The sequence below is a fragment of the Paenibacillus rhizoplanae genome (assembly GCF_042684125.1).
Classification (GTDB): domain Bacteria; phylum Bacillota; class Bacilli; order Paenibacillales; family Paenibacillaceae; genus Paenibacillus_AQ; species Paenibacillus_AQ rhizoplanae.
In genome coordinates, this window is record NZ_JBHUKY010000019.1 from 1 (window position 1) to 26,457 (window position 26,457).

Consider the following 26,457-nt stretch of genomic DNA (forward strand, 5'->3'; position numbering starts at 1 on the left):
ATGTATTAGGCATGCCGCCAGCGTTCGTCCTGAGCCAGGATCAAACTCTCCAAATTGGTATTTAGAAAGAGCGATTGCTCATTTTGAAACATCTGACGAGAATTGTTACATTCTCTCATTTTGGATCTCACCGAAGTGATCTCCAGATACTCACTCGTTGTTCAGTTTTCAAAGATCAAGCTCGTTGTCAGCGACGATTACTTCGTCACCAGCAACTCTTATAATATATCACATCCAGCCGATCAATGCAAGCTCTTTTTTTAACTTCTTTTCGAGCAAACCGTTGATGTTTCGCGGCCAGAAATAGAATATATCATGGTTAGAAACTCATTGCAAGCATTATTTTGAAATGATTATTATAAAGCTATGCTATCCATAACCGCCCTAGCCAAGCAAGCAAGCATAGCTCTCTGATCCCTTATCCACTCGTGCTAAGCAATAATCTCCTGAATATGCAGCTCTCGCTCATTGATCAGATTAACGATGTTTCCTTCAACCTGAACCATGGGTCTTGTCGGGTTGTTGCGGTCGGTAAAGATGATTTCCCCATGACGCCCATCGCTGAGCCGTATCCGTGTACCGTTATACAAGTCTGTCGTCTTTTGAATGAAGGTCTGTACGATCACTGGATCGAGCTTTCCGAAGCTCTCCTTCTGCAGCTGCTCCAATACCAGATAAGGCGACTGTGCCTTTCTGTAGGCTTTTCCCAGCGTCATGGCATGGAAGATATCGGCGACTGCCACAATCTTGGCGTAGAAATGAATCTGGCTGCCATCCAGCCTAAGTGGATATCCTGAACCGTCTATCTTCTCATGGTGCTGCAAGGCGGCCAGTCTAACCCCTTCGTTAATGGCTGTGACATTGCGCAGCAGCTGGTATCCGTATGTAGTGTGCCTGCGTACCTCGTCAATCTCTGGAGCGCTTAGAGGAGTCGGCTTCTGTAGCAGAGCTTCGTCTACTTTAGTGTTGCCTACATCATGCAGCAAGCCGGCAAAAGCAGCCTGCATCCAATCCTTCTGGGGATATCCGCACCACTGGGCAATTCTATATGAAGTCAAGGCAGATAAGACAGCATTATGATAATTATATTCCTGGTCAAACAACACACGCGGCGCAAACTTTAAGACATGGTAATCCTTCAAATGGGTAATCAGCAGATCCAGCTGACTCCGCAGTTCGAAGATTGGCAGTGATGCAGCGGCGGCGGCACGGTAGCTCTGCTTGATAAGCACCAGCATTTTCTCATACTCATCGTGAAGCGGAGAATTACTCTTGGCCAGCACCGACTCATTGATCAGCGCACCTGCCTTTGCTGCTTGCTGCTTTACTGCCGGTTTAGCGCTCTCCGTAGTTTTGTCTTCCCCTTGCGCCCCTTCAACCTCAACCTGTCCGATCAAAAAAGCCTGCAAAATCTCAATATCCCGGGGCAGAATGATCTTGCCCTTTCCGAACAACACTCCTCCTAATGGAGTGATCACATCTTTAATAATCTTTGAACCCGCTTTAATCTCTCCAACGGATATGTTTGGCATAAGCCTAAGCCCCTTTATGTCGGTGACACCTGTAATTCTCTAATTATAGTATGGAACCCGGGAAGCGGCTAGATAGAGAATTCCCCGTTCATCAGGTAATTGGGTATAAAATAACCCCACAAAGTGAGGCTTTAGCTTCGAAGATAACTCAGGTACTTTGCGGGGGCCCCAAAACATACAAATCTTTTAAAAAAAAGAGCATGGATTTCTATACATCAGAAACCCATGCTCTCCTGCAATCATTATTCGAGGTTGTCGTCTTCGTTCACGGCATCCGCTTCAGGCTGGCTGACTTCGCCATCGCCTTCTACCGGAGTTCCTTGAATGTCTTCGCCGTCCTCATGCTCAGACAGTTCTTCATCCTCTTTATCCGCTCTGCACAGTGTGGCTACTGCATCATCCTCACGGATGTTAATCAGTCTAACACCCTGCGCGTAACGGCCCATTGTAGATATTCCGTCCATACTGGTACGGATCAGGGTACCGCTGGTCGTAATAATCATCAGGTCCTCGTCCTGCTTGACGACCTTCAGCCCGACAACCGGCCCGTTCTTATCTGTAAGGTTAATGGTCTTGATGCCTTTACCGCCGCGGGTCTGAGACCGGTAGTCGCCGGCAGGTGTCCGTTTACCATAGCCCTTGGTGGTTACGATCAGCACCTCAAGCTCCGGGTCTACGCAGTCCATGCCAATAACATGGTCATTGGAATCAAGCGTGATCCCCTTAACCCCGGTAGCGCTGCGGCCCATGGAGCGCACATCATTCTCCGAGAAGGTAATCGACATTCCGCGTGCAGTACCGATAATCAGATTCTGCTCACCGTCCGTCAGCTTCACTTCAATCAGTGAATCCTCCTCACGGAGATTGATTGCAATCAAGCCGCCCTTACGGATGTTGTTGTAATCTTCCAAAGGTGTTTTCTTCACAATTCCCTCACGGGTAGCAAAGAACAGGTACTTGTCGCTGTCCGCTTCCTCCACCTGGATGACCGCGCTAATCTTCTCCCCTTGTTCAATTTGAATCAGGTTGATGATCGGCGTTCCCCGGGCAGTCCGTCCAAGCTCCGGAATCTCATAGGCCTTAATCCGGTACACCTTACCCTTATCAGTAAAGAACATTAGGTAGTTATGGGAGTTGCTCACGAAGAGATGCTCCACAAAGTCCTGATCCTTAGTGTCCATTCCGATTACACCGCGTCCGCCGCGCTTCTGGCTGCGGTAAGTGGTGACCGGAAGACGTTTGATATAGCCGGTATGGGTAATTGTGATAACTACCTCTTCACGCGGAATCAGATCCTCGTCGAGAATGCTCTCTTCCCCAACCGTAATTTCCGTACGGCGGTCATCGGAGTATTTATCACGAATCTCCTGCAGCTCGTTGCTGATGATATCCAGTACGAGATGCTCGTTAGCCAGGATCTCACGGTATTCAGCGATCTTGGACAACAACTCGTTATATTCATTCTCGATCTTCTCGCGTTCAAGACCGGTCAGGCGCTGCATCCGCATATCGAGGATCGCCTGAGCCTGCTCCACGCTTAGACTGAAGGTCTCCATCAGACCTTCACGGGCAATATCGGTTGTGCGTGAGGCGCGGATCAGGGCAATGACCTCATCCAGATGATCCAGGGCAACACGCAGACCTTCCAGAATATGCGCCCGTGCTTCCGCCTTCTTGAGGTCGAAGATCGTCCGGCGGCGGATGACTTCAATCTGATGCTGCAGATAGTGATACAGCACATCACGCAGGTTCAGAATCTTCGGTTCTTTGTTGACAATAGCCAGCATGTTGATTCCGAAGGTGGACTGCATGGAAGTATGCTTGTAGAGATTGTTGAGTACAACACTTGGATTCACATCCCGTCTCATTTCAACCACTACGCGCATTCCGTTACGGTCAGACTCATCACGCAGATCCGTAATGCCCTCGATGCGTTTCTCACGCACCAGCTCCGCGATCTTCTCCACGAGCCGGGCTTTGTTGACCTGGTAAGGAAGCTCATGCACAATGATCCGTGCTTTGCCGTTATTCTCTTCAATCGTCGCCTTGGCACGCATGGTAACCGATCCGCGTCCTGTCCGGTAGGCCTGACGTATTCCTTCCCGGCCCAGAATGTACCCGGCCGTCGGGAAGTCTGGACCTTGGATATATTCCATGAGCTCCAGAGGCGTAATATCAGGATTCTTGATCATCGCCTGCACACCGTCAATGACCTCACCGAGATTATGCGGAGGAATGTTGGTTGCCATACCCACCGCAATCCCGCCTACACCATTGACCAGCAGGTTGGGATAACGCGCAGGCAAGACTACAGGCTCGTTCTCTTCACCGTCATAGTTGGGAGCGAAATCAACCGTTTCCTTGTTCAGATCACGGAGCATTTCTCCGGCAATTTTGGACAAACGTGCTTCTGTATAACGCATTGCAGCCGCCATATCTCCGTCAATTGAACCGAAGTTACCATGACCGTCTACAAGCATATAACGCATGGAGAAATCCTGTGCCATACGTACCATGGTTTCATAGACCGCCGAGTCACCGTGAGGGTGATACTTACCGATAACCTCTCCGACGATTCTAGCTGACTTCTTATGTGGCTTATCCGAGGACATACCAAGTTCCGACATCGCAAACAAAATGCGTCGGTGAACAGGCTTAAGTCCATCCCGCACATCCGGCAAAGCCCGGCTTACAATGATGCTCATTGCGTAATCCATAAAGGATTCTCGCATTTCCACGCCAATGTCCCGATCCTTGACTTGCGGGTTATTTTGTTCAGCCATGAGTTGGTGGACCTCCTTCAGTTAAAAACCGCTACCCTATATTATATTACTTTCACAAAACCAGCACAATTAAACATGATAGCCTGTTATCGTCTATATTGATTTTCTTTTAGTACGGATAAGGGTATACGCCCTCTCCGCTGCTGTCTTCAGTACATAGACTGTAGAGACAAGAGAATTGGCTTCATGCCCCTGTTTTCGTCCCGAAAAGTTAAATCTCATATCCTGATATTATAACATTATTTAGTTGTCTTGTCCTGAAAATTCGCTATGCGTAAAGAAACGGAGGCAGAACATGAAGATTCAACGCGTGTCCAGCAAATGGGCAAAAACGAAAGTCATTCTGCAAAACCGTCACCTCTCGGTCTATATTCCGGAAACTCGCAAATATGGCCTGGAGGATCTGAAAGAAATGCTGCATCTGCACGGCACGGTATACATTAAACCCGACCGCGGCACTTATGGCAGCGGAGTAATGAGAGCCGAGCAGAGGATCGTACACTTAAGTCCCAGCGGGCAGCAGCCGGATACCAGTGAGCCGGAACCAGAATCCGTGAGCAGTGAAGCAGCCGTACCGGCAGAGCCGAAGCTGATGTATATTTTGAGGTATGCCAAGGATGCCGAGGTCTTTAACAGCCCCGAAGAGCTTCATGCTGCGCTAGTGCCCCGGGTTAAAGACCGCACTTATCTGGTCCAGCAGGGCATTGATCTGCTTCAGTATCAGGACCGTCCCTTCGACTTGCGCGTGCTTACCCAGAAGAATCCTCACGGTAGCTGGGAGACTACAGGCATGCTTGGCCGGGTAGCCGCACCGCAGAAGGTGATTACGAATTATCACAGCGGGGGCAGTATTTTTCCGGTAGATACCCTGTTCAAGGACCATATGACCTCTGACGAAATGTCTGCGACTACCCAGCAGCTGAAATCTCTGGGCGTCCGGATCGGGGCACAGCTTGAAACGGCTTATCCAGGACTCAAAGAGCTCGGACTTGATGTAGCAATGGACCAGCACCACGATCTATGGCTGCTTGAAGTGAACACCTTACCCTCTATCATTGTTTTCAAATTGTTCCCGAACAAAGGGATTTACCGCAGAATCCACCGTTATGCTGTGGCCTATGGACGGTTAAAGCCTAACCGGAAGTCTGTGCCCAGCCGCCGCAAGCGACTATCCAACGTATAGCTCTATGTACAAGTGGAAACGGCATTGTCGTCCTTTTAAAGGACGGTACCGTTTCAGCGAGAAAGATAAGGATAATTATAGCGCGAAGCATATAAATTCTTATCTTTTTATTAAAAAACCTCCGGCTTCACCCGCAAGGGATAATCCGGAGGTCCGCTATAGGCTGCTTAAATATCCAGGTTTTTGACAGATTGTGCGTGCTCCTGAATGAATTCACGGCGTGGTTCGACATTGTCACCCATCAGGGTATCAAAGATACTGTCTGCCAGCATAGCATCCTCAATGGTCACCTGTAACATAGTGCGGGTCTCAGGGTCCATGGTAGTATCCCATAGCTGGGTGGCATTCATCTCACCCAGACCTTTGTAGCGCTGAACGTTAACCTTCACGTTCTCGCCAAAGGTAGCAATAATCTCATCGCGTTCCCGCTCGGACTGTGCATAGCGCACAACCTTGTTGCGCTCGATCTTGAAGAGCGGCGGCTGGGCAATATAGATATACCCTGCGTCGACAATCTTCCGCATGTAGCGGTAGAAGAACGTCAGCAGCAGTGTTCTGATATGGGCGCCGTCGACGTCCGCATCGGTCATGATGACCACCTTGTGGTAACGCGCCTTCGAGAGGTCGAAATCATCGCTGATCCCTGTTCCGAGTGCGGTAATAATCGCCCGGATTTCCGCATTGGACAAGATCCGGTCCAGCCGGGCCTTCTCAACGTTCAGGATCTTACCGCGCAGCGGCAGGATGGCCTGGAAATGACGGTCCCGGCCCTGCTTAGCCGATCCGCCGGCCGAGTCACCTTCGACGATGTACAGCTCACTGATAGACGCATCCTTGGAGGAGCAGTCTGCCAGCTTACCCGGCAGGGCGCTGACTTCAAGCGCACTCTTGCGGCGGGTTAGCTCACGGGCCTTTTTGGCCGCTTCACGGGCACGGGAAGCCTGCAATGACTTCTCTAGCACCTTGCGCGAAACGGCAGGGTTCTCTTCCAGGAACTCCTGCAGCTTCTCGCCGAATAGCGATTCTACAATCCCGCGGACTTCACTGTTGCCGAGCTTAGTCTTGGTCTGGCCTTCGAACTGCGGCTCAGGAATCTTGACGGAGATAATCGCCGTCAGACCCTCCCGGACATCATCCCCGGTCAGATTCTGACTGCTGTCCTTGATCACGCCTGCCTTGCGTGCGTAGTCATTAATGATCCGCGTCAAGGCACTCTTGAAGCCGGATTCATGCGTTCCGCCTTCATGAGTATTGATATTATTAGCGAATGAATAAATGTTCTCTGTGTATGAATCGTTATATTGGAGAGCCACTTCAACCGCGATCATATCCCGTGAGCCTTCCACGTAGATGGGATCCTCATGAAGAGCTTCTTTTTTCTCGTTAAGGAATTTCACATACTCCACAATACCGCCTTCATACTTGAACGTATTGTTAACTCCGGTCCGTTCATCCAGCAGTGACAACTCAATGCCCTTGTTCAGGAAGGCCAGCTCCCGGATACGGGTAAGGAGCGTGGAGTATTCAAAAGTAGTGGTTTCGGTAAAAATATCCGGGTCCGGGTGGAAGGTGGTGGTGGTCCCCGTCTCCTCTGTATCCCCGATCACTCGGATGTCATATTGCGGCACGCCGCGGTTGTACTCCTGCTGGTAGACATGCCCGTCACGTTTGACAGTGACAACTACCTTCTCGGACAAGGCGTTAACCACAGAGATCCCTACGCCGTGAAGACCGCCGGACACCTTGTAACCCCCGCCGCCAAACTTACCGCCCGCATGCAGGACAGTCATGACCACTTCAAGCGTGGACTTCTTCAGCTTGACGTTCTCACCAACAGGAATTCCCCGCCCGTTGTCAATAACAGTCACACTATTATTTTCAGTAATTATGACTTGAATCCGGTCGCAAAAACCTGCCAGCGCCTCATCGATACTATTATCGACAACCTCCCAGACCAAATGATGCAGACCTTTGGCGCTAGTGGAGCCAATGTACATGCCGGGACGTTTCCGAACTGCTTCCAGCCCTTCCAGTACCTGAATCTGGCTCTCATCATATGTCGGTTGATTCATTGACATGCCTTCACCTACTTCTTTCAGATTATCTCATGTAACTTGTGAAACCTTATATTTCTAACAAGAGTTTGGCTCTTTTTTTGAGAGTGGAGGAGGAGATCGGGGAGTAGTAGACAGTATTTCTGGTTACGACTATAGACTTCGCTTCCTCTTCACCAATGCGTTCCAGCTTCTTATCCTGCTGGGAATGAGTCATAAATTGCTTCGATACCTTGGAGGATTTCTCAATCGATATATCAAATATAGCAATCAGCTCTGAGGATCGAATAATTTTTTCTCCGCCCAAATGAATATACATGGTCTTCCTCCGCTCTTATAGCTCCACTTTGCCGCCATGAACATGATACAGGATTGCACCCTTTAGTTTATCAGCATTCAGTCCCTCTACACCGGTGGCGGTGATGAAGGTCTGCACCTTGCTCTGAAAGGTTTCGATAAGCTGGGTCTGACGATAGGGATCAAGTTCGGACAAAACATCATCAAGAAGCAGCACAGGATATTCTCCGATCTCCTCATGGATCAGTTCAATTTCCGCCAGCTTGAGCGATAAAGCTGCCGTACGCTGCTGTCCCTGGGAACCGTAGACCTGAGCTTCTCTTCCGTTGATAAAAAAGGACAGGTCATCCCGATGGGGACCCGTCAGCGTCATGCCGCGCCTGATTTCCTGATCTCTTGTTTGTGATAACTTTAACATAAATTTGTCCAATAAGACAGCTTCATCTTCCTCTTCACGCTCACCAAACGAGGGGACATAGAGCAGTTTGAGCTCTTCTCCGCCGTTTGTGATGCCCCGGTGGATGCTTTCTGCCCATATCTGCAGCTTCTTTATGAATTGTTTCCTTTTTTTTACGATTTTAACACCATGTTCTACAAGTTGGGCGTCCCAGATGTCCAGAAGCTCCCGGCCGCTTGCCTCTTTACCCCATAGTTGCTTCAGCAGATTGCCTCGTTGGAGGAGGATTTTCTGGTACTGCTGCAGATGAAACAGGTAGCTTGGCTGGACCTGACCAATCTCCATGTCAAGGAACCGGCGCCGGATTCCCGGAGTGCCTTTGACAATCTCCAGATCCTCCGGGGCAAACATTACCACGTTCAGTGAACCTACGAATTCGCTTAGCCGGCGCTGCTCGAGGCCGTTAATTCTGGCCTTCTTGCCCTGCGGGGACAGGGTCAGCTCCAGCTTAAGATCCCCGTACTTACGCTCCACCTCGGCAACAATCTGTGCCGAACCCGACGGTGCATCGAAGGAGATCAGTTCCTTGTCCTTGGAGGTACGATGGCTTTTGGTCATGGCCAAGACAAACAAGGCCTCCATGAGATTGGTTTTGCCTTGGGCGTTCTGTCCGAGAATAAGGTTCACATCGCCCAGATGCTCAAGACGCAGCAGCCCATAGTTACGGTAATCCTGCAGTCCGATATTTTTGACAAACAAGAGCCTGTTCCTCCTTAGGGTTACTCCTCCTTGACTCCGCCGCCCTCAACTTCAAACACGCCGTTATCCTGTACCTGTATTTTATCACCCGGGTAGAGCTTCCGGCCACGGCGTTCTTCAACCTCACCATTCACCTGCACATGCCCTTCCTGCAGCAGCGCCTTGGCCATCCCCCCTGTGGATACACAATCGGAGAGCTTCAGGAACTGGTCGAGCTTAATGTATCCACTGTGGATAACTATTTTTTTCATTTTTTTATCCTTCCTGCCACTTATCCACATGTTGATGAACAGGGCGTTAATTAGTTGTCCGGTACGGCAGAATCACATACAGGCTCCGGCTCTCATCGAGCGGTCTAAGAATAATCGGGCTCATCATGCCGGTGAAGGCGATGACAAGCTGCTCGCTCTCCACAACCTTCAGCACATCAAGCATATATTTGGAGTTGAAGGAGATCCGCAGCGGCTCACCCTTGAAATCGATGACTTCCAGCTCTTCACGTACCTTACCAAGCTCTGACGAGCTGGAGGAGATCTCTACATCGCCGTTCTCCAGGGTCTGCATGCGGACGATGTTCGTTTTTTCTTCACGGGACAGCAAATAAGCACGGTCAATCGATTCGCTTAATTTTTTTGTGTCCAAAGTTAGTTCTGTTTTGTAGGTGGTTGGAATAATTCTAGAAGTATCCGGATAAATGCCATCCAGAATGCGCGAATAGAACAGCACTTTGTCGATTTTGAACAGAACTTGATTATCGGCCACGACAATATCCACCAGCATATTCTGATCAGGGATGATTTTGCTGAGCTCGTTCAGCGTTTTGCCGGCAATGACAATATTCGCGAACTGTATGCTCTCTGTCCCTTCGAGATGTGCAGCTCTGGTAGCGAGCCGGTGGCGGTCGGTAGCCGTGAACTTGAATTCATTGTCAGCCAGATTCCACAGAATGCCTGTCAGAATCGGTGTTGTCTCTTGGGTGGAGATGGAGAAAGCGGTCTGCTTGATCATATTCTTCAGCAAATCACCAGGCATGGAGATGGTTTCATTCTCCTCGATGCTTGGCAGGACAGGGAACTCTTCAGGATCGAGGCCCACAATCTGAATCTCCGTAGAGCCGGAGGAGATGAAGGTTTGGAAGCCGTCTTTAACTTCCATGTGAATCTCTTGGGAGGGGAGCTTCTTGATAATCTCAACGAAGAACTTGGCTGGAAGCACTACGCTGCCCGGTTGTTCTACCTTGACGATCGTCTGGCTATCATTCTCGGCAGGGATGAAGGACTGAATGGAAATATCCGTATCGCTTGCAGTCAGCGTAACTCCTTGATGGCTAACCTCAAACTTAATACCGGTCAGAATAGGGATGGTTGTTCTGCTGGAGATTGCCTTGGAGACATGGCCAATGGATTCGTTGAGTTCATTTTTGAGAATGCTGATTTTCATAATTTCACTCCTAGCTGAAAAATTGGGAAATGGGCTACGTAAATCCTCTTTGAAACCTGCTCTTAGAAGATGAATTATTATAGTTATTTAATAGTATTAGTAGTAGGGGCTCCGTTTATGTGGATAAGTCGCAAAACAGCATAAAATTAAGCCTACCCACATGTGTATAGATTGTGTATAGGCTCTTTGTTCCTCTTAGGAAGGATTTTTAATTTTCTCCGCAAGATTATTTACCACTTTATAGAGCTCCTGGTCCACCTTTAATTGCTGCGTAATCTTCTCATGGGCATGGATAACGGTCGTATGATCGCGTCCTCCGAAGGCTTCACCGATCTTGGGCAGCGAATAATCTGTCAGTTCACGCGACAAGTACATGGCAATCTGCCTTGGAAAAGCAACAGCCTTCGTGCGTTTCCGCGCTTTGAAATCCTCCATGCGCAAATTGTAGTATTCGCCGACTTTTTGCTGAATATCGTTCATGGTGATCATCTTCGGACGGCTGGATGGAATGATATCCTTCAGCGCTTCCGCCGCCAGATGCGTCGTCACATCCTGATTGGTCAGCGATGAATAGGCTACAACACGAATCAGCGCGCCTTCCAGCTCCCGGATATTCGTATCAATCTGATTGGCGATGTACATCATCGCTTCGTTCGGGATGTCCAGGTTCTCCGCTTTGGCCTTCTTACGCAGAATGGCAATCCGTGTCTCCAGATCCGGAGGCTGAATATCAGTGATCAGACCCCATTCAAACCGGGAACGAAGCCGTTCCTCCAGCGTGGGAATTTCCTTGGGAGGCCGGTCGCTTGAGATGATGATCTGTTTGCGTTCTTCATGAAGTGCATTGAACGTATGGAAAAATTCCTCCTGTGTCGACTCTTTTCCAGCCAGGAATTGGATGTCATCAATCAGCAAAATGTCAACACTGCGGTACTTGTTGCGGAAGCTTTCGCCGCGGTTATCACGGATGGAGTTGATGAATTCATTCGTGAACTTCTCGGAGGAGATGTAAATCACCTTATTGTTGGGGTTATGCTCCAGCACATAGTGGCCGATCGCATGCATCAGGTGGGTCTTCCCGAGACCTACGCCTCCATACAAAAACAGAGGGTTATAGGCTTTGGCCGGCGCTTCGGCTACAGCGAGTGAGGCTGCATGCGCAAAACGGTTGCCGGAACCAATCACGAACGTATCGAAGGTGTATTTGGGATTGAGCAGATGCGTCTGCGCTTCTTCGCGAGAGACGACGGGAGTGGGTGCATTTTGTTGAACAATAGGCTCAGAGGGCTTGTTCTCCTCAATGACAAATCTGACTTCCACTTGCTGTCCGGTAACTTCATATACCGTTGCTCCTACCAATTTGGTATAGCGACTTTCCAGCCATTCTACGGCAAAGGTTGTGGGCGCCGAGATGATAAGAGCCTGGGAATTGAACGTCATGGCCTTGGTGGCCTTGAACCAGGTATCGAAGCTCGGTTTGCTTAATTTGGTTTGAATAATCAATAAAATTTCCTGCCATAATTCGGAAGTATGGCTGTCCACAGACTGTCACTCCTTTAAATCTTCCAAATGTGGCATCAGCCATGAAGTGGAAATGTCGAAGAAAATGGGTTGTTGCTGAATCTTATCCCCAGTATACAAGTTCAAGAGACAAAAAAATATGGATAAACTTGAATTGTTCACAACTTTATCCACAGCTTGTTGATAATTTATTGAACAAACAAATCTATTCACATTCAAAAGTAATACCATCATAGCAAAACGCCCCTTGTTTTTCAATGAGCCACGCTATTTTATCCACAAATTCAATCACTTGTGTATAATTTTTAAGCACACCACTACATATTGTTGATAATTTGTTTACCGTTCGACAGTTTCTGCAATGGACGCGATTTTTTTATACACAGGTTGTGCGCACCTGTGAGCAAACTGCGTTCATAATTAATCACAGGTGGATAACTGTTTAAGCCTGTGGATTATTTTTTGGATTTTTTTCTTTGTGGATAAGCGGTTAAGGATAGAATTAGTGAAGGGCAAGGTAAGCTGGGGATAAAATTCCGGCCGATACCCGGAAATGGGGGACACCTTTAAAAAGAGGGAGAAGGGACAAGGTTGACTTTTGCCGCAAAAATGTGTTTAAATATATAAAGGTGTTTTCTGTGAGGATATGTCTCCAAATTTAATTGATAATACTTGTAGATACTGTCCCTACTTTAAGGACGGCTTAGTCCGTTTCTGCTAATATGACAGTAATTATGTTCCTGTAAGGGAGGTGCAATACATGAGACCGACGTTCAGACCAAATGTGAGCAAACGCAAGAAGGTGCATGGTTTCCGCAAAAGAATGAGCACGAAAAACGGCCGCAAAGTGCTGGCAGCCCGCCGCTTGAAAGGCAGAAAAGTTTTGAGTGCGTAAGATAGGCCACGTTGGGACCACTGCTGTGGTCCTTTTTTACGCTGAATTTGCAGAATGTATCATTATTTTTATTTCTCTTCTATATATAGCGCAGAACAGGATGACGCTCAGAGAGTGGACAACCAGCCATTACTTCTGCTGCTGCGACAATAAATGAAAGGCTCTGCAGAGGATTTGACGCTACTGCGGGGCTTTTTTTAAAAATATAAGATTTATATGTTTCACATGATTTCCACATTATTATAGGTAGCACAAGCGTCTATGTTTGTTAGCAGGGTGTCTCCAGGGCCGCAGCGGTAACTGTTTATGGTCTCCCTTGAATGACAATACTAATTAGAAGATGAAATTCCGGAGCCTGGAGAAATTCCGGTATTTGAATAGGAGATTCCCGTGCACAAAAGTTTACGATTACGAAACCGTGCCGACTTCAGCCGCGTATACCGCCATGGGAAGTCATTTGCGAATCATCAGTATGTGGTGTATTGGTTCCCCAAAAGAGAGGTGGAACGGTTCCGGGTGGGCATATCCGTCAGCAAGAAGGTCGGAAATGCTGTAGTCCGCAACCGGATGAGAAGGCTGGTGAAGGAGATTGTGCGTCACCATGAGCCGGAAATTGCCGGCAATCTGGACATCGTGTTCATCGTCAGAAAAGGAGCGCTTTCCAAGGATTACGGCGAGCTGGAGAAAAGCGTGCTGCATGTGCTGCGCAAAGCCAAGCTGCTCAAGGCTTTACGCAAGTAAAACAGCCTGAAGAGGGCTTGTTTATTTGTATCCATAATTATGTTATGATTTACGGTGCAATGGAATGTTTATGAGAGGGGTTTTGAAGTGTCTCTAATGAAGACTAAGCGAGGAAAAATGTTTCTTCTCCTCGGGTTAATGGTTCTAATGATCGCTGTTCTGTCGGGATGCTCTCCGTCTGCGACGACAGTGACGCACACTACGGAGGATTTGAAAAATGGAGGCTTCTGGCAGAGTAATGTAGTGTATTATTTCGCCATTGCCCTGGATACTTTCGCGAAATGGTTCAATGGCCAATATGGTCTAGCCGTTCTTGTAATGGTTATCATTGTCCGTACGCTGATTCTTCCACTTACGATTAAGCAGGTAAAGAGTTCGCGTGCCATGCAGGCCATCCAGCCGGAACTTGAGAAGATTAAGAAAAAATATAAAGATGAGCCCGAAAAGGTACAGCAGGAAACGATGCGCCTGTTCCAGGAGAACAAGGTCAATCCTATGGCAGGCTGTCTGCCGCTGATTGTGCAAATGCCGATCTTCATCGCCCTATACAACTCGATTTACTACAACCCAGATCTTAGATTACATGACTTCCTGTGGCTGCAGCTCGGCAAACCCGATCACTTGTTCATCCTGCCGGTTCTTGCTGCTGCAACCACCTTCATTCAGACCCGCATGATGACCAAGATGAATCCGGTCCAACAGCAGGGTCCAATGCAGTTCATGATGATGGTCTATCCGGTTCTGATCTTCATCATGTCCTACAATTTCCCGGCTGCTCTGCCTCTGTACTGGGTATACAGCAATATTTACACCATTGTCCAGAACTACTTCTTGTACCGCAACAATGATAAGCACAAAGCCGCACTTGTTGCTGCCAATGCCACGGCCAATGCAGGCAACAGCAAGGCCAAGGATGTAAACCTGACGAAGAGCAAGAACAGCAATTCTAACGCCCGCAAAGATGTAACTCCTACTGCTAAAGGAAACGGAAGCAATGGGAAGAAGGGGGTCAAAAAGTCAAAATGAGCAAAGTCGTCGCGACAGGGAAAACCATTGAAGAAGCTGTAGAACGGGGACTTAATCAGCTTGGAGTTCACAAGGACCGGGTAACGGTCAACGTACTTGAACAGCCGTCAAAAGGATTCCTTGGATTGATCGGTGCGAAGGGAGCAAAGGTAGAATTGACCTTGATCCCTGAAGCCGCACCGGCATCAGCGGCGAGTGCTCCGCTACTGTCTCAGCAGACAACAAGAGAGAGCAATACAGAGGCGATCAGCGGTGTGCCGCGCCAGGATTCCGGACACCCGGTGGAAGAAGCATACGGTCAGGCCGTTCATTTCATTGTAGATGTCGCCAAGAGCATGGGGCTCGAGGTGGAAGTTGAAATCGTTCATGCCAAGGAATCAACTGTTCTGCAAATTTCCGGTCCGGAGCTTGGGCTGCTGATTGGCAGAAGAGGACAAACTCTCGATGCTTTGCAGTATTTGGCTAATATTGTTGCCAACCGGTATTCCGACAGCTTCATCCGGCTGGTGCTGGATGCGGAGAACTTCCGGGAACGCCGCAAGAAGACGCTGGAGGAGCTGGCCGACCGTCTGGCCGGGCGTGTGGTGAGGACCCGCAAAGAGGTGGTGCTTGAGCCCATGTCTCCGCAGGAACGCAAGATCATCCATTCCAGACTACAGGATCACCGGCAGGTGAACACCCTTAGCAAGGGTGAAGAACCGAATCGCCGCGTCGTTATCACTTTGAAATAGAACTATATGCCGCAATGACTCCTTGACCTATGCGAGGAGTCATTGTTTTTTAATACCATACCCAGAGGTGAATTACAACATGCTTAGTGACACTATTGCTGCCGTATCGACAGCCTTGGGTGAGGGCGGTATTGCCATCATCCGGGTTAGCGGACCGCAGGCCATCCCCCAAGTAGCTCCCTTGTTCAAAAGCCGTATCCCCCTTACGGAAGCTGACTCTCATACGGTGCATTATGGACATATCGTAAGTCCGCTGGATGGGGAGCAGCTGGAGGAGGTTCTGGTAACGGTCATGAAGGGACCGCGTTCTTTTACAACAGAGGATGTGGTAGAGATCAGCGCCCATGGCGGCGTAATCTCTGTAAGAAGAGTAATGGATCTGCTGCTGCAGCAGGATATCAGATTAGCGGAGCCGGGAGAGTTCACGAAACGTGCTTTTTTGGGCGGGCGGATTGATCTGTCGCAGGCGGAGGCCGTGATTGATCTGATACGTTCCAAGTCGGACCGGGCCTTCTCTGTTGCGCTCAAGCAGGTTAGCGGCTCGTTATCCACACGTATTCATGAGCTTCGGCACACCCTTATTGAGACACTGGCCCATATTGAAGTGAACATTGATTACCCGGAACATGATGTAGAATCTTTAACTGCCGATTTCATCAAAGATAAGAGTCAAGAGGTTATGCAAGGCATAGATAAGCTGCTTCGGACCGCCAATGAAGGAAAGATTCTGCGCGAAGGGATTACGACAGCTATTGTGGGCCGGCCCAATGTAGGGAAGTCTTCACTGCTGAACGCGCTTGCCCGCGACAACAAGGCGATTGTTACCGACATTCCGGGAACAACGCGTGATGTGATAGAAGAGTATGTAACGATTAATAATATCCCGCTGAAGCTGCTGGATACTGCCGGTATCCGTGAGACGATGGATGTGGTGGAGAGAATCGGTGTGGAGCGCTCAAAGGCGGCATTCAGCGATGCGGATCTGATTCTGCTGGTACTAAATGCTAATGAGGAGCTTCATGAGGATGAACTGGCGCTTATGGAACAAATCCACGGTAGACAAGCGCTGGTCATCATGAATAAAATGGACTTACCGCCCCGTCTGGACACGGGAAAGCTGCGCTCCTTTTTCGATGAAGCGAGTATTGTACCAATGTCTGTGCTGGAAGAGGAAGGACTCGACACACTGGAAGAGGCGATCTCCGCACTGTTCTTCGGAGGCAAGCTGGAATCGGGCGATCTGACCTATGTAAGCAATGTAAGGCATATAGCCTTGCTTAAGAAGGCGCATAGATCACTGCAGGATGCCTATGAAGCAGCGGAGATGCTGATTCCTATAGATATGATACAGATTGATGTACGACTGGCCTGGGAGCAGCTTGGGGAGATTATTGGAGATACGGCGGCTGATTCGCTGCTGGACCAGATCTTCTCGCAATTCTGCTTGGGCAAATAATAAGGAGGAACCGTTATGAATTATGATGGAGGCAGCTATGATGTTATCGTCATCGGCGCCGGACATGCCGGCTGCGAAGCGGCTCTGGCTGCTGCACGGATGGGCAGCCGCACACTGATGATCACGATTAACCTGGATATGGTGGCCTTCATGCCCTGTAATCCATCGATTGGCGGACCCGCCAAGGGCCATGTGGTGCGTGAAATCGATGCACTGGGCGGAGAAATGGGCCGCAATATAGATAAGACCTTCATTCAGCTGCGAATGCTTAATACAGGCAAGGGGCCTGCTGTTCACGCTTTGCGTGCACAAGCCGACAAGTTCCTCTATCAGCACGCAATGAAAGAAACGATGGAGAAGACCCCTAACCTGACCCTGCGCCAGGGGATGGTGGAGGAGCTGATAGTTGAAGAAGGACGCTGCGCCGGAGTGGTGACGAAGACCGGGACGGTGTATCACAGTAAAACCGTTATTCTGACCACGGGAACTTATCTGCGCGGTAAAGTGATTATGGGTGAGCTGACGTATGAGAGCGGGCCGAATAATCAGCAGCCGTCTATACGGCTGTCCGAGAATCTACGCGAACTGGGGTTCGATTTGGTCCGCTTCAAGACAGGAACACCGCCGCGTGTCCACAAGGATACGATTGATTTCTCCAAGACGGAAATCCAGCCGGGCGATGAGAAGTTGAAATTCTTCTCTTTTGAAACCAAATCCTCGGATAATGAGCAATTGCCGTGCTGGCTGACCTACACCTCTCCGGTTACCCATCAGATCATTAATGATAATCTGCACCGGGCGCCGATGTTCACCGGTATTATTGAAGGAACAGGTCCGCGTTATTGTCCTTCGATTGAAGATAAGGTTGTCCGGTTCAGTGATAAATCACAGCATCAGATCTTCCTGGAGCCGGAAGGTAAAAACACATCGGAATACTATGTACAAGGTCTGTCTACAAGCCTTCCTGAGGATGTTCAGCTGGCGGTCCTGCGGTCTATTCCCGGTATGGAGAAAGTAGAGATGATGCGCAACGGCTATGCCATTGAATATGATGCCATGGTGCCTACGCAGCTCTGGCCGTCTCTGGAAACCAAACGTCTGCCGGGACTATTCACTGCGGGACAAATCAACGGCACCTCCGGTTATGAGGAAGCGGCAGGGCAGGGGATTATTGCAGGCATCAATGCAGCGCGTAAAGTGCAGGAGAAGGAACCGGTGGTACTGGACCGTTCGCAGGGCTATATTGGCGTTCTGATCGATGATCTCGTTACCAAGGGAACGAATGAGCCTTATCGTCTGCTGACTTCCCGTGCGGAATACCGGCTGCTGCTCCGTCATGATAATGCGGATCTCCGCTTGACGCCAATCGGCTATGACATTGGACTGATACCAGAGCAGCGCTATGAAGCCTTCCTTGATAAAAAAGGTCGGGTAGACCGTGAGATTATCCGTTTGCAGGAGACGAAGGTCAAACCGGTTCAGGTGAATGAAGCTCTAGCCGGTTATGGATCTGCACCAATTGTGGACGGAAGTAATCTGCTTACCTTAATGCGCCGCCCTGAGTTAGCCTACAGCTTCGTGGATCTGATCTCTCCTTCTCCAGAAGAACTGGATGAAGAGATGAAGGAGCAGGTAGAGATTCAGATTAAGTATGCCGGCTATATTGAGAAACAGCTCCAACATGTGGAGAAGCTGCAGAAGATGGAGAAGAAGAAGATTCCTGACGACATCAATTATAATGAGATTCATGGACTGGCAATGGAGGCCCGGCAAAAGCTGACCAAAATTGCTCCAATCTCGATAGGCCAGGCTTCCCGCATCGGAGGAGTTACACCGGCAGATATCTCAATTCTGCTGGTTCATCTGGAGCACTATAACCGTGTAACAGCGGCGAAAGGATAATCTATGGATACAACAGTAGCCGAGTTCACCGCCCTGCTCAAGGAGCGAGGGGTTGAACTCTCAATGAAGCAGCTTGAACAATTTGAACTCTATTACCAGGAGCTGGTCTCCTGGAATGAGAAGATGAATCTAACAGGGATCACAGAGCGGGGCCAGGTCTATACCAAGCACTTCTATGATTCTTTATCCTTAGCCTTCTATGTGAATATGCAGGAGACGAAGAGTCTTGCTGATATCGGCTCGGGAGCGGGGTTCCCTGGAATTCCCCTGAAAATATGCTTCCCTCAGCTTAAGCTGACGATTGTGGATTCACTTAGCAAACGGATCACCTTCTTGCAGCATGTCTGTGATCGCCTAGGCTTAACGAATGTACAGCTTATCCACGGCCGGGCAGAGGATGTCGCCAGACAGTTTGTCCACCGCGATGCTTATGATATGGTCACTGCCCGTGCAGTGGCCCGCTTATCGCTGCTGAATGAATTCTGTCTGCCATTCACCCGCAAGGATGGAATCTTCGCTGCTATGAAAGGGAGCGATCCGACGGAGGAACTGGAAGAGGCCAAGCGCAGCTTCAAGGAACTGCGTGCTGAGCTGCACAAGGTAGAATCCTTTACTCTTCCGGTGGAAGAATCTTCCCGCCACATTATTCTTGTACGTAAGACGGGGGCAACACCGTCCAAGTATCCACGGAATCCCGGCGTACCTGCCAAGTCGCCACTCATCTAATTGTTTCACGTGAAACAACAATTGACTGTCTTCTGTTCTACTGGATCAAGCTCATGCAAAAGTGAGCTTGATCTTTTTATTTTTAAGGAAAGCTACCTCATTTCAAGCTGTATTGCAGGAAAAATAGGTCAGTATGGAGAATAGGATTATTAGCAGAAAAGTGATAGAATAATATAGTAAGTCTTTTAATAGATAGGATTAGAATTATTGCTCGGCCGTCTTACGCTGTACGATAAGCTTTTCGCATGAAAGGTTTAGAGATCGTACTATAACGAAATTAGGTGGTTATGAACGGAATGAAAGAACAATTCACCAAGCTTTTTGGATTTACCGAGCGGAGCAGCGGAGAAGAGATCAAACAAATCCCGGTTCATGAGGTCATCAGCAGTCCGTATCAGCCACGGACCATTTTCGATGATGAGAAGATAGATGAGTTATGTCAGACTATCAAAACTCATGGAGTGATCCAGCCGATCGTTGTGCGTATGCGTGATTCCAAGTATGAGATTATTGCAGGCGAAAGACGCTGGCGGGCGGTTAAAAAGCTGGGCATGGAGACCATTCCGGCGCTTGTGCGCGAATTCAATGATTCACAGGCTGCTTCCATCGCATTGATAGAGAACCTGCAGCGTGAGGGCTTAACTTCTATTGAAGAGGCAATTGCGTATCAGAAGCTGATTGACTTGCATCAATTGACCCAGGAAAGTCTGGCTCAGCGGCTTGGCAAAAGCCAATCTACCATTGCCAACAAAATCCGCTTGCTGAATTTGCCCGAACAGGTCAAGACGGCATTAATGGAAAGAAAAATTACGGAGCGCCATGCACGCTCGCTCTTGTCGCTGGACACTGAGGAGATGCAGCATAAGGTGCTGGCTGAGATTATTTCAAAGGAATTGAATGTAAAACAAACAGAAGCACGTATTGCCTTTTATAAGGCTGTAAGCCAGACTAAAAAATCAAAACGAACCTCCTATACCAAAGATGTTCGTCTCGCTCTTAATACAATTCGCCAATCTATAGATATGGTGACCGGTTCAGGAATGGAGATTAAAACCTCCGAGAATGATCGCGGCGATCATTATGAAATTGTTATCCAAATTCCAAAACGATAAATGGTTACAAAAGCTGAAGGCGGCCCTGAGGTGTTGGCCGCCTTTTCTATGACTAGCTCCGAACGTCTACATCTCCGCAAACGTGATGCCGTAAATCCAGATTATTATGCCGTTAACAGCTAAGAACTACGAGATGATTCTTTCTAAACAATTCGAGGTGAAATAAGTGTCCAAGATTATTGCCATAGCAAATCAAAAAGGCGGGGTCGGTAAAACAACAACCTCTGTAAACCTGGGTGCCAGCATGGCTACTCTGGGGAAGAGAGTGCTGCTTGTTGATATTGATCCGCAAGGCAACACTACGAGCGGCGTTGGCGTCAACAAAGCGGATGTAGAGAATTGCATCTATGATATTCTTATTAATGAAGTGAATCCCCAGGAAACGATACAGGAGACCCGGATTGAGGGCCTGCATATTATTCCGGCAACGATTCAACTGGCAGGGGCAGAGATCGAACTGGTCTCAACCATATCGAGAGAACTGAAGCTGAAAAAGGCACTGAATGCAGTGAAGGCAAATTATGATTACATTATCATAGATTGCCCTCCATCATTAGGGATTCTTACCATTAACTCTCTAACGGCTGCAGATTCAGTGATCATCCCTATACAATGCGAATATTATGCGCTTGAAGGGCTAAGCCAGCTGCTCAATACTGTCAGGCTGGTGCAGAAGAATCTTAACCCTCATCTCAAAATAGAGGGAGTATTGCTGACTATGCTGGATGCCCGGACGAATCTAGGAATTCAGGTCATTGAAGAGGTGAAAAAATATTTCCAGGAAAAGGTATACAGAACGATTATTCCGCGGAATGTGCGCCTCAGTGAAGCTCCTTCACATGGACAGTCGATTATTACCTACGATTCCCGTTCCAAGGGAGCGGAAGTATATTTAGAGTTGGCAAAGGAAGTGATCTCTTATGAGTAAGCGATTGGGGAAAGGCTTGGATGCATTAATACCTTCTCTCTCTATCAATGAAGACGACAAGGTAGTAGAGATCCCGTTGACGCAGCTGAGAGCCAATCCCTATCAGCCGCGCAAGGACTTCAATGAAGAGGCAATCCAGGAGCTTGCAGAATCCATAAGACAGCACGGAGTTATCCAGCCGATCATTGTGCGTAGTGTGTTAAAAGGATATGAGATTATTGCCGGGGAGCGGAGATTCCGGGCCTCGCAGTATTGCGGTAAAGCTACAATTCCTGCAGTGGTACGTAGCCTAAGTGATCAGCAGGTAATGGAGATTGCCCTGATCGAGAACCTGCAACGTGAGAATCTTAACGCTATGGAAATAGCGGTTGCCTATCAAGGATTGATGGATCAATTCTCGCTGACCCAGGAAGAGCTTTCACTTAAAGTCGGAAAGTCCAGATCGCATATCGCTAACTTTTTGCGGCTGCTTAGCTTGCCGGAAGAAGTGAAAGATTATGTTTCACGTGGAACAATTTCGATGGGACATGCCCGTGCAATTGTTGCCCTGAAAGATCCGGAGATGATCAAACAACTGGCTGCACAATGTGTAGAGCTTCAGTGGAGTGTTAGAGAACTGGAAGAGGTAGTGAAGAATATTGACCGCAAACCTGCTAACGGGATCAAGGCCAAGGTCGTTAAGCGCGATCCTTATATTGATAATGTTGAGGAAGTATTGCGGGAACGGTTCAAGACAACAGTCAAAATCAAACAAGGTAAGGAAAAAGGGAAAATCGAATTAAACTATTACAGTGCCCAAGACCTGGAGAGATTGCTGGAACTGCTAGGGGACTGATGTGGATATTTGTACCGAAAACATATCCTGAGATATCCTTAATACGGATATGGAGGGATATGTTTTTTAAATCGAAAAAAGGAGGATGGAAGATGGAACGGTTGGTCTATCTCGATCATGCAGCTACTTCATGGCCGAAGCCGCCAGAGGTGGCGGTAGCCATGGTAGAGGCCTTAGAGCAGGCAGGAGCCAATGCCGGGCGGGGCAATCACTCACTCGCTATCGGGACAGGGCGGGTGTTGGTCCGGGCGCGGATGCAGCTGGCAGAGCTATTTGGTATAGCGAATGCCCAGGATATTGCTTTTACTCATAACACAACTATGGGGCTAAATATGGCTATTAAGGGCACACTTCAACCTGGGGACCATGTCGTGTCAACGATGACAGAACATAACTCAGTGCGCAGACCCTTGGAGTATTTGCGCCGGATGATCGGGATTGAAGTCGATTATATACAGGCGGACCGTGAGGGCCAAATCAATCTTCAGGAGCTTCAGCGATCTCTGCGTCCTAACACCCGGATGGTGATCTGCAATCATAGCTCCAATCTGCTGGGGAGTATTCTGCCGATTGGGGATATCGGTGATGTTGTGAAATCGCATGGGGCTGTATTCCTGGTTGATGCTGCTCAGAGTGCAGGGGCGCTTAATATTGATGTGGCGGCCATGAATATTGATCTGCTGGCATTTCCAGGGCATAAAGGGCTGCTCGGTCCACAAGGGACCGGTGGGCTGTATATCTCTCCTGAGCTGGATCTGGAGCCTCTAATGCATGGGGGAACAGGCAGTCAGTCAGAGAATATTGAGCAGCCAAATGTACGTCCGGATCGTTATGAGGCAGGAACACAGAATGCCGTCGGAATAGCCGGACTGCTGGCTGGTGTGAAGGCGGTTAAGGCTCTGGGAGTAGAACAGATTCATAGGCAGGAATGGAAGCTGACACAGTTATTGATGGAAGGGTTGGCTGCTATTCCGGGCATGCGGATTCTGGGTCCGGCGCCGGGCGCTCCGCGCAGCGGAATTGTGGCTTTTGTCGTAGAGGGACAGGAGTCGGCGCATATTGCCCACCGGCTGGACCGCGAATACCAGATTGCCGTACGTGCAGGGATGCATTGCACACCGTTAGCCCACCAATCTGCGGATACGCTGGATAGCGGAGCAGTGCGGGCAAGTGTGGGAGTGAGTTCCACGGAAGAGGATGTTCAGAGGCTACTGTCAGCCATGGACGATATGTTCGGCGTATCCCGTTCAAGATAACAAATGGATAAGGATTCAGGTGGATTGTACAGGTCGGTGTCGTTGCAGCGAGGGGATTCTTATCTTTATATAAAGGATGATTCAATATGTCGGAATTAAATGAATTGTTAAGCGAGCAATTAGCGGTGTTCATCATGGGCTTTGCCGGGGTAATCTTACTGCTGGCTATTATGCTGATTGTCCAGGGTACCAAACTTCGCAGAATGCGGAGCAGATATGAAGCCATGATGAGCGGAAATGGAATAGAGGATCTGGAGAATCTGCTGGTCAACCTGAAGAATCAGGGGGATATGCTGGAGGAGGCCCAGCAGGAGCAAAAGGCGCTGCTTGAAGCTGCACAAACCAAAATGCGCGGCATGAAGTCTAAGGTGGCGATGAAACGCTATAATGCCTTTGGAGAACGCGGCAATGATCTGAGCTTCTCGCTTGCCATTCTGGATGACAACCATAGCGGAATTGTGCTGAGCAGTCTGCACAACCGCGAGAACTCATATATCTATGCTAAACCGCTTGAAAAGGGAGAGTCCCCGTATCCTCTATCTCCGGAGGAAAAAGAGGTCATTGCTCTCGCGTTGCAGCAGATCTAGAATGCAGGTTCCATTGCTTCAGGGCAGAGTAGAGGCTGGATGAAATAATATCTGACAAGCGCATTACCAGGCTTAATCTGGTGTTCTGCAATACGAAATACTCCATGAATCCTCCCACATTAACGATGCCAGTCAAATGGATATCACCAACTGGAGGAAGCTGTTTGTTGACCCCTGCGCCGGGACGCAGCGGACCTTCAACGACCTGGATGCAGCCGACGCTGGTGGATTGGCCGAGGCAGGCATCAATGGCAATGATGAACGGGTTAGCATGTTTTTGATACACAAGGGTGAGGGTCTCTTCCAGGTTAATGGCATGTACCGGCTCCTCCAACGTTCCATAGAGATGGAACAGCGGGCTGCGAAAGCGGGCCAGTGTCGTGCCGACTAAGGGGCCGAGGGAGTCACCGGTAGAGCGGTCCGTCCCCACGCAGATAATAACAATAGGCGTATCCGGGCGGGTGCGCGAAAAGTGGAACAGCAGACGGTGGGTAATGGCAGAATAGATATTGGGATCAGCATGTGATATTTTTAAACAGGATGGTTCTTGAAGTGGTGGAGCTTTGGAAGAGAAATTCATATAATCGTCCTTTCTGAGGCGGCGACTGCGAATCACGGGGGAAATCAGCTGAATAAGCGGTCTGGCTGAAAGGCTGCTGATTACCAAGGCTTAAGTCCGCGGGAGAGTGTTTTGATGATCCTAGTATATGGATGGAAGTGGTTTTTTATACTATGGCGGCAATAGATAGGACCAATAGCCCAGGGGAGACGTGAAGTGTGGAGGAAGAACTGCTGATAGCCTTTGATTCGACCCAGCAGGCGCTGCGCGCCGAAATGCTGCTTGAATATGCAGAGATTGAAATCGATATCTTCCCTACGCCCAAGGAGATCACTGCCGGCTGTGCGATGTCGATCCAATTCTGCCGGAGTGCGCTGGAACAGGTGCGGGTCATTGTGGCAGAGCAAAGTATAGAGATCCGCGGGATCTATGCCAAAGCTGCTCAGGGAGACGGGTATATAGAGGTAGGGGAAGAAGGAGGGGTTCGATGAATAACTGGCTACTCGAGACAACAGGCGGAGAAGCCCTCAAGGAAGCTGTACGATTCAAGGATAGGGTATGGGACTGGCTAAGCAATGCGGATATGTGGGCCACTGTGCTGTTTGCCGGGATACGGATTCTGCTGATTTTCATTCTGACCCGGGTGATTGTCAAAGTGGTCTCCAATGTGATTGACCGGTCTCTTGAGCGGGAGACGAGGGGGAGGGCGTTAGTCAATAACCGGCGCTTCTCTACAGTAGGCGGACTGATGAAAAATGTGGTTACCTTCTTCTGTAACTTCACCATGATTCTGCTGATTCTGTCGGAGTTCAACTTCGATCTAAAGCCGCTGCTCGCCGGTGCAGGTGTAGTCGGGCTGGCTATAGGGTTCGGCGCACAAAGTTTGGTCAAAGATGTGATTACGGGCTTCTTTATTATTTTTGAGGATCAGTTTGCAGTCGGGGATGTTATCCAGAGCGGAACGTATAAGGGAACGGTCGAGATGATTGGCCTGAGAACGACAAGGCTGCTAAGTGCTACGGGCGAGATACACATCATCCCTAACGGCACGATTGTTAATGTCACGAATTATTCACTGGCGAATGCACTGGCAGTAGTCGATGTTCCGGTCAAAATAGAGCGCGGGCTGGAAGCTACCCTTGCACTGATCGGCGAGGCGCTTCAGGGCATTGAGGAGCGGAGCTCCAGTGTCATTGCCTACCCGAATATTCTGGGAATCCAGTCGATGAGCACCTCGGAGTATGTCATCCGCGTAGCGGCGAATTGCTTGCCTAATGCCAGGGATGCTGCCGAGCGGCAGATTCAGAATGATATCAAGCAGGCTCTGGAGAAGCAGAGTGCCCTGGAGGCCGCTAAGGCCGAGCAGGAGGCGCTTGAGCAGGCGGAGAGAGAGGCAAGAGAGGCTGAGGTGATTCGTGAGCAGGAACGCGCAGAGGAAGCCCGCAGAGCCCGTGAGGAGCATGAGGCAAGCCCAAGACGACAGATGGCTGCCGCGCAAGAGGGAGAGAAGGGGGAAGAATGATGGAACGCAAGGTATTCGGGCTGGGTGATATTGTACAGATGAAGAAGCAGCATCCCTGCGGGACGAACGAGATGGAGATTATCCGTATGGGGATGGATATCCGGATTAAGTGCACCGGCTGTCAGCATAGCGTCCTCATTCCCCGCGCCAAATTCGAGAAGAATCTGAAGAAGGTGCTGCAGTCAGCGGAAAGCGGAGCGGAGAATAATTAAGCT

General features: G+C 49.2%; 25 protein-coding genes. 16 read left to right on the forward strand and 9 right to left on the reverse strand.

Translation table 11 applies throughout. The annotated features are described in order from the left end of the window. Positions 1–431: 431 nt before the first annotated feature. Positions 432–1,532, reverse strand: a complete 1,101-nt coding sequence (locus ACFSX3_RS07655; RefSeq protein WP_209987476.1) for an HD-GYP domain-containing protein — start codon at positions 1,530–1,532, stop codon at positions 432–434. Between the two features lie 242 nt (positions 1,533–1,774). Beyond that, positions 1,775–4,315, reverse strand: a complete 2,541-nt coding sequence (gene gyrA / locus ACFSX3_RS07660; protein ID WP_209987473.1) for a DNA gyrase subunit A — start codon at positions 4,313–4,315, stop codon at positions 1,775–1,777. A gap of 295 nt (positions 4,316–4,610) precedes the next feature. On the opposite strand from gyrA, the gene ACFSX3_RS07665 reads away from it, so the two are divergent. Continuing rightward, complete coding sequence (locus ACFSX3_RS07665; protein ID WP_209987471.1) at positions 4,611–5,498, forward strand: YheC/YheD family protein; 888 nt, start codon at positions 4,611–4,613, stop codon at positions 5,496–5,498. A 167-nt stretch (positions 5,499–5,665) separates the two neighbouring features. Here the strand turns inward: ACFSX3_RS07665 and gyrB are convergent, their stop codons facing one another. The 6 genes from gyrB to dnaA all read right to left on the reverse strand — a co-directional run bounded on the left by gyrB (position 5,666) and on the right by dnaA (position 11,987). Then, positions 5,666–7,576 carry a DNA topoisomerase (ATP-hydrolyzing) subunit B gene (gyrB, locus tag ACFSX3_RS07670; RefSeq protein WP_209987468.1) on the reverse strand — a complete coding sequence of 637 codons (1,911 nt, stop codon included), beginning with the start codon at positions 7,574–7,576 and terminating at the stop codon, positions 5,666–5,668. 46 nt (positions 7,577–7,622) lie between these two features. After that, on the reverse strand, positions 7,623–7,871 hold the full coding sequence (gene remB, locus ACFSX3_RS07675; RefSeq protein WP_209987465.1) for an extracellular matrix regulator RemB: 249 nt from the start codon (positions 7,869–7,871) through the stop codon (positions 7,623–7,625). Between the two features lie 15 nt (positions 7,872–7,886). Continuing rightward, positions 7,887–9,005, reverse strand: coding sequence for a DNA replication/repair protein RecF (gene recF / locus ACFSX3_RS07680; protein ID WP_209987461.1), 1,119 nt, complete (start codon positions 9,003–9,005; stop codon positions 7,887–7,889). 20 nt (positions 9,006–9,025) lie between these two features. After that, on the reverse strand, positions 9,026–9,256 hold the full coding sequence (yaaA, locus tag ACFSX3_RS07685; protein ID WP_209987458.1) for a S4 domain-containing protein YaaA: 231 nt from the start codon (positions 9,254–9,256) through the stop codon (positions 9,026–9,028). A 46-nt stretch (positions 9,257–9,302) separates the two neighbouring features. Continuing rightward, on the reverse strand, positions 9,303–10,445 hold the full coding sequence (dnaN, locus tag ACFSX3_RS07690; RefSeq protein ID WP_209987456.1) for a DNA polymerase III subunit beta: 1,143 nt from the start codon (positions 10,443–10,445) through the stop codon (positions 9,303–9,305). 195 nt (positions 10,446–10,640) lie between these two features. After that, positions 10,641–11,987 carry a chromosomal replication initiator protein DnaA gene (gene dnaA, locus ACFSX3_RS07695; RefSeq protein WP_209987453.1) on the reverse strand — a complete coding sequence of 449 codons (1,347 nt, stop codon included), beginning with the start codon at positions 11,985–11,987 and terminating at the stop codon, positions 10,641–10,643. Positions 11,988–12,726: 739 nt separating this feature from the next. Here dnaA and rpmH point away from each other — a divergent pair. The 12 genes from rpmH (at position 12,727) to ACFSX3_RS07755 (ending at position 24,161) form a co-directional block, all read left to right on the forward strand. Further along, the gene (gene rpmH, locus ACFSX3_RS07700; protein WP_039295761.1) at positions 12,727–12,861 is read left to right on the forward strand and encodes a 50S ribosomal protein L34; all 135 of its coding nucleotides are present in this window, start codon (positions 12,727–12,729) and stop codon (positions 12,859–12,861) included. 390 nt (positions 12,862–13,251) lie between these two features. Further along, on the forward strand, positions 13,252–13,602 hold the full coding sequence (gene rnpA, locus ACFSX3_RS07705; protein WP_209987450.1) for a ribonuclease P protein component: 351 nt from the start codon (positions 13,252–13,254) through the stop codon (positions 13,600–13,602). A gap of 87 nt (positions 13,603–13,689) precedes the next feature. Next, a complete protein-coding gene (locus tag ACFSX3_RS07710) occupies positions 13,690–14,628 on the forward strand; it encodes a YidC/Oxa1 family membrane protein insertase (RefSeq protein WP_209987418.1) in 939 nt (312 codons plus the stop codon). After that, entirely contained in the window at positions 14,625–15,359 is a 735-nt protein-coding gene (gene jag / locus ACFSX3_RS07715; protein ID WP_209987415.1) for an RNA-binding cell elongation regulator Jag/EloR, read from the forward strand. Before ACFSX3_RS07710 ends, jag begins: the two co-directional genes overlap by 4 nt. 79 nt (positions 15,360–15,438) lie before the next feature. Next, a complete protein-coding gene (mnmE, locus tag ACFSX3_RS07720) occupies positions 15,439–16,815 on the forward strand; it encodes a tRNA uridine-5-carboxymethylaminomethyl(34) synthesis GTPase MnmE (RefSeq protein WP_209987412.1) in 1,377 nt (458 codons plus the stop codon). A 15-nt stretch (positions 16,816–16,830) separates the two neighbouring features. Further along, complete coding sequence (gene mnmG, locus ACFSX3_RS07725) at positions 16,831–18,717, forward strand: tRNA uridine-5-carboxymethylaminomethyl(34) synthesis enzyme MnmG (RefSeq protein WP_209987409.1); 1,887 nt, start codon at positions 16,831–16,833, stop codon at positions 18,715–18,717. Between the two features lie 3 nt (positions 18,718–18,720). Next, positions 18,721–19,443: a 16S rRNA (guanine(527)-N(7))-methyltransferase RsmG gene (gene rsmG, locus ACFSX3_RS07730; protein ID WP_209987404.1), complete on the forward strand. Its 723-nt coding sequence runs from the start codon at positions 18,721–18,723 to the stop codon at positions 19,441–19,443. Between the two features lie 296 nt (positions 19,444–19,739). Beyond that, the gene (noc, locus tag ACFSX3_RS07735) at positions 19,740–20,555 is read left to right on the forward strand and encodes a nucleoid occlusion protein (RefSeq protein WP_209987401.1); all 816 of its coding nucleotides are present in this window, start codon (positions 19,740–19,742) and stop codon (positions 20,553–20,555) included. 166 nt (positions 20,556–20,721) lie between these two features. After that, positions 20,722–21,483 carry a ParA family protein gene (locus ACFSX3_RS07740; protein WP_209987398.1) on the forward strand — a complete coding sequence of 254 codons (762 nt, stop codon included), beginning with the start codon at positions 20,722–20,724 and terminating at the stop codon, positions 21,481–21,483. Then, a complete protein-coding gene (locus ACFSX3_RS07745; RefSeq protein ID WP_209987395.1) occupies positions 21,476–22,318 on the forward strand; it encodes a ParB/RepB/Spo0J family partition protein in 843 nt (280 codons plus the stop codon). Before ACFSX3_RS07740 ends, ACFSX3_RS07745 begins: the two co-directional genes overlap by 8 nt. A 92-nt stretch (positions 22,319–22,410) precedes the next feature. Further along, the gene (locus tag ACFSX3_RS07750) at positions 22,411–23,574 is read left to right on the forward strand and encodes an aminotransferase class V-fold PLP-dependent enzyme (RefSeq protein WP_209987393.1); all 1,164 of its coding nucleotides are present in this window, start codon (positions 22,411–22,413) and stop codon (positions 23,572–23,574) included. Positions 23,575–23,660: 86 nt separating this feature from the next. Continuing rightward, on the forward strand, positions 23,661–24,161 hold the full coding sequence (locus ACFSX3_RS07755; RefSeq protein WP_209987391.1) for a DUF4446 family protein: 501 nt from the start codon (positions 23,661–23,663) through the stop codon (positions 24,159–24,161). Here ACFSX3_RS07755 and yyaC read toward each other — a convergent pair. Continuing rightward, positions 24,133–24,741, reverse strand: a complete 609-nt coding sequence (gene yyaC, locus ACFSX3_RS07760) for a spore protease YyaC (RefSeq protein ID WP_209987552.1) — start codon at positions 24,739–24,741, stop codon at positions 24,133–24,135. The two genes, ACFSX3_RS07755 and yyaC, sit on opposite strands and share 29 nt — an antisense overlap. A gap of 197 nt (positions 24,742–24,938) precedes the next feature. Here yyaC and ACFSX3_RS07765 point away from each other — a divergent pair, with 197 nt between their 5' ends. Genes ACFSX3_RS07765 through ACFSX3_RS07775 form a run of 3 tightly spaced genes read left to right on the forward strand, consistent with a single transcriptional unit; the run spans position 24,939 to position 26,454 of the window. Then, entirely contained in the window at positions 24,939–25,211 is a 273-nt protein-coding gene (locus ACFSX3_RS07765) for a DUF3343 domain-containing protein (RefSeq protein WP_209987388.1), read from the forward strand. After that, positions 25,208–26,242: a mechanosensitive ion channel family protein gene (locus ACFSX3_RS07770; RefSeq protein WP_209987385.1), complete on the forward strand. Its 1,035-nt coding sequence runs from the start codon at positions 25,208–25,210 to the stop codon at positions 26,240–26,242. Before ACFSX3_RS07765 ends, ACFSX3_RS07770 begins: the two co-directional genes overlap by 4 nt. Next, positions 26,242–26,454: a DUF951 domain-containing protein gene (locus tag ACFSX3_RS07775; protein WP_209987549.1), complete on the forward strand. Its 213-nt coding sequence runs from the start codon at positions 26,242–26,244 to the stop codon at positions 26,452–26,454. Before ACFSX3_RS07770 ends, ACFSX3_RS07775 begins: the two co-directional genes overlap by 1 nt. The last annotated feature ends 3 nt before the right edge of the window (positions 26,455–26,457 follow it).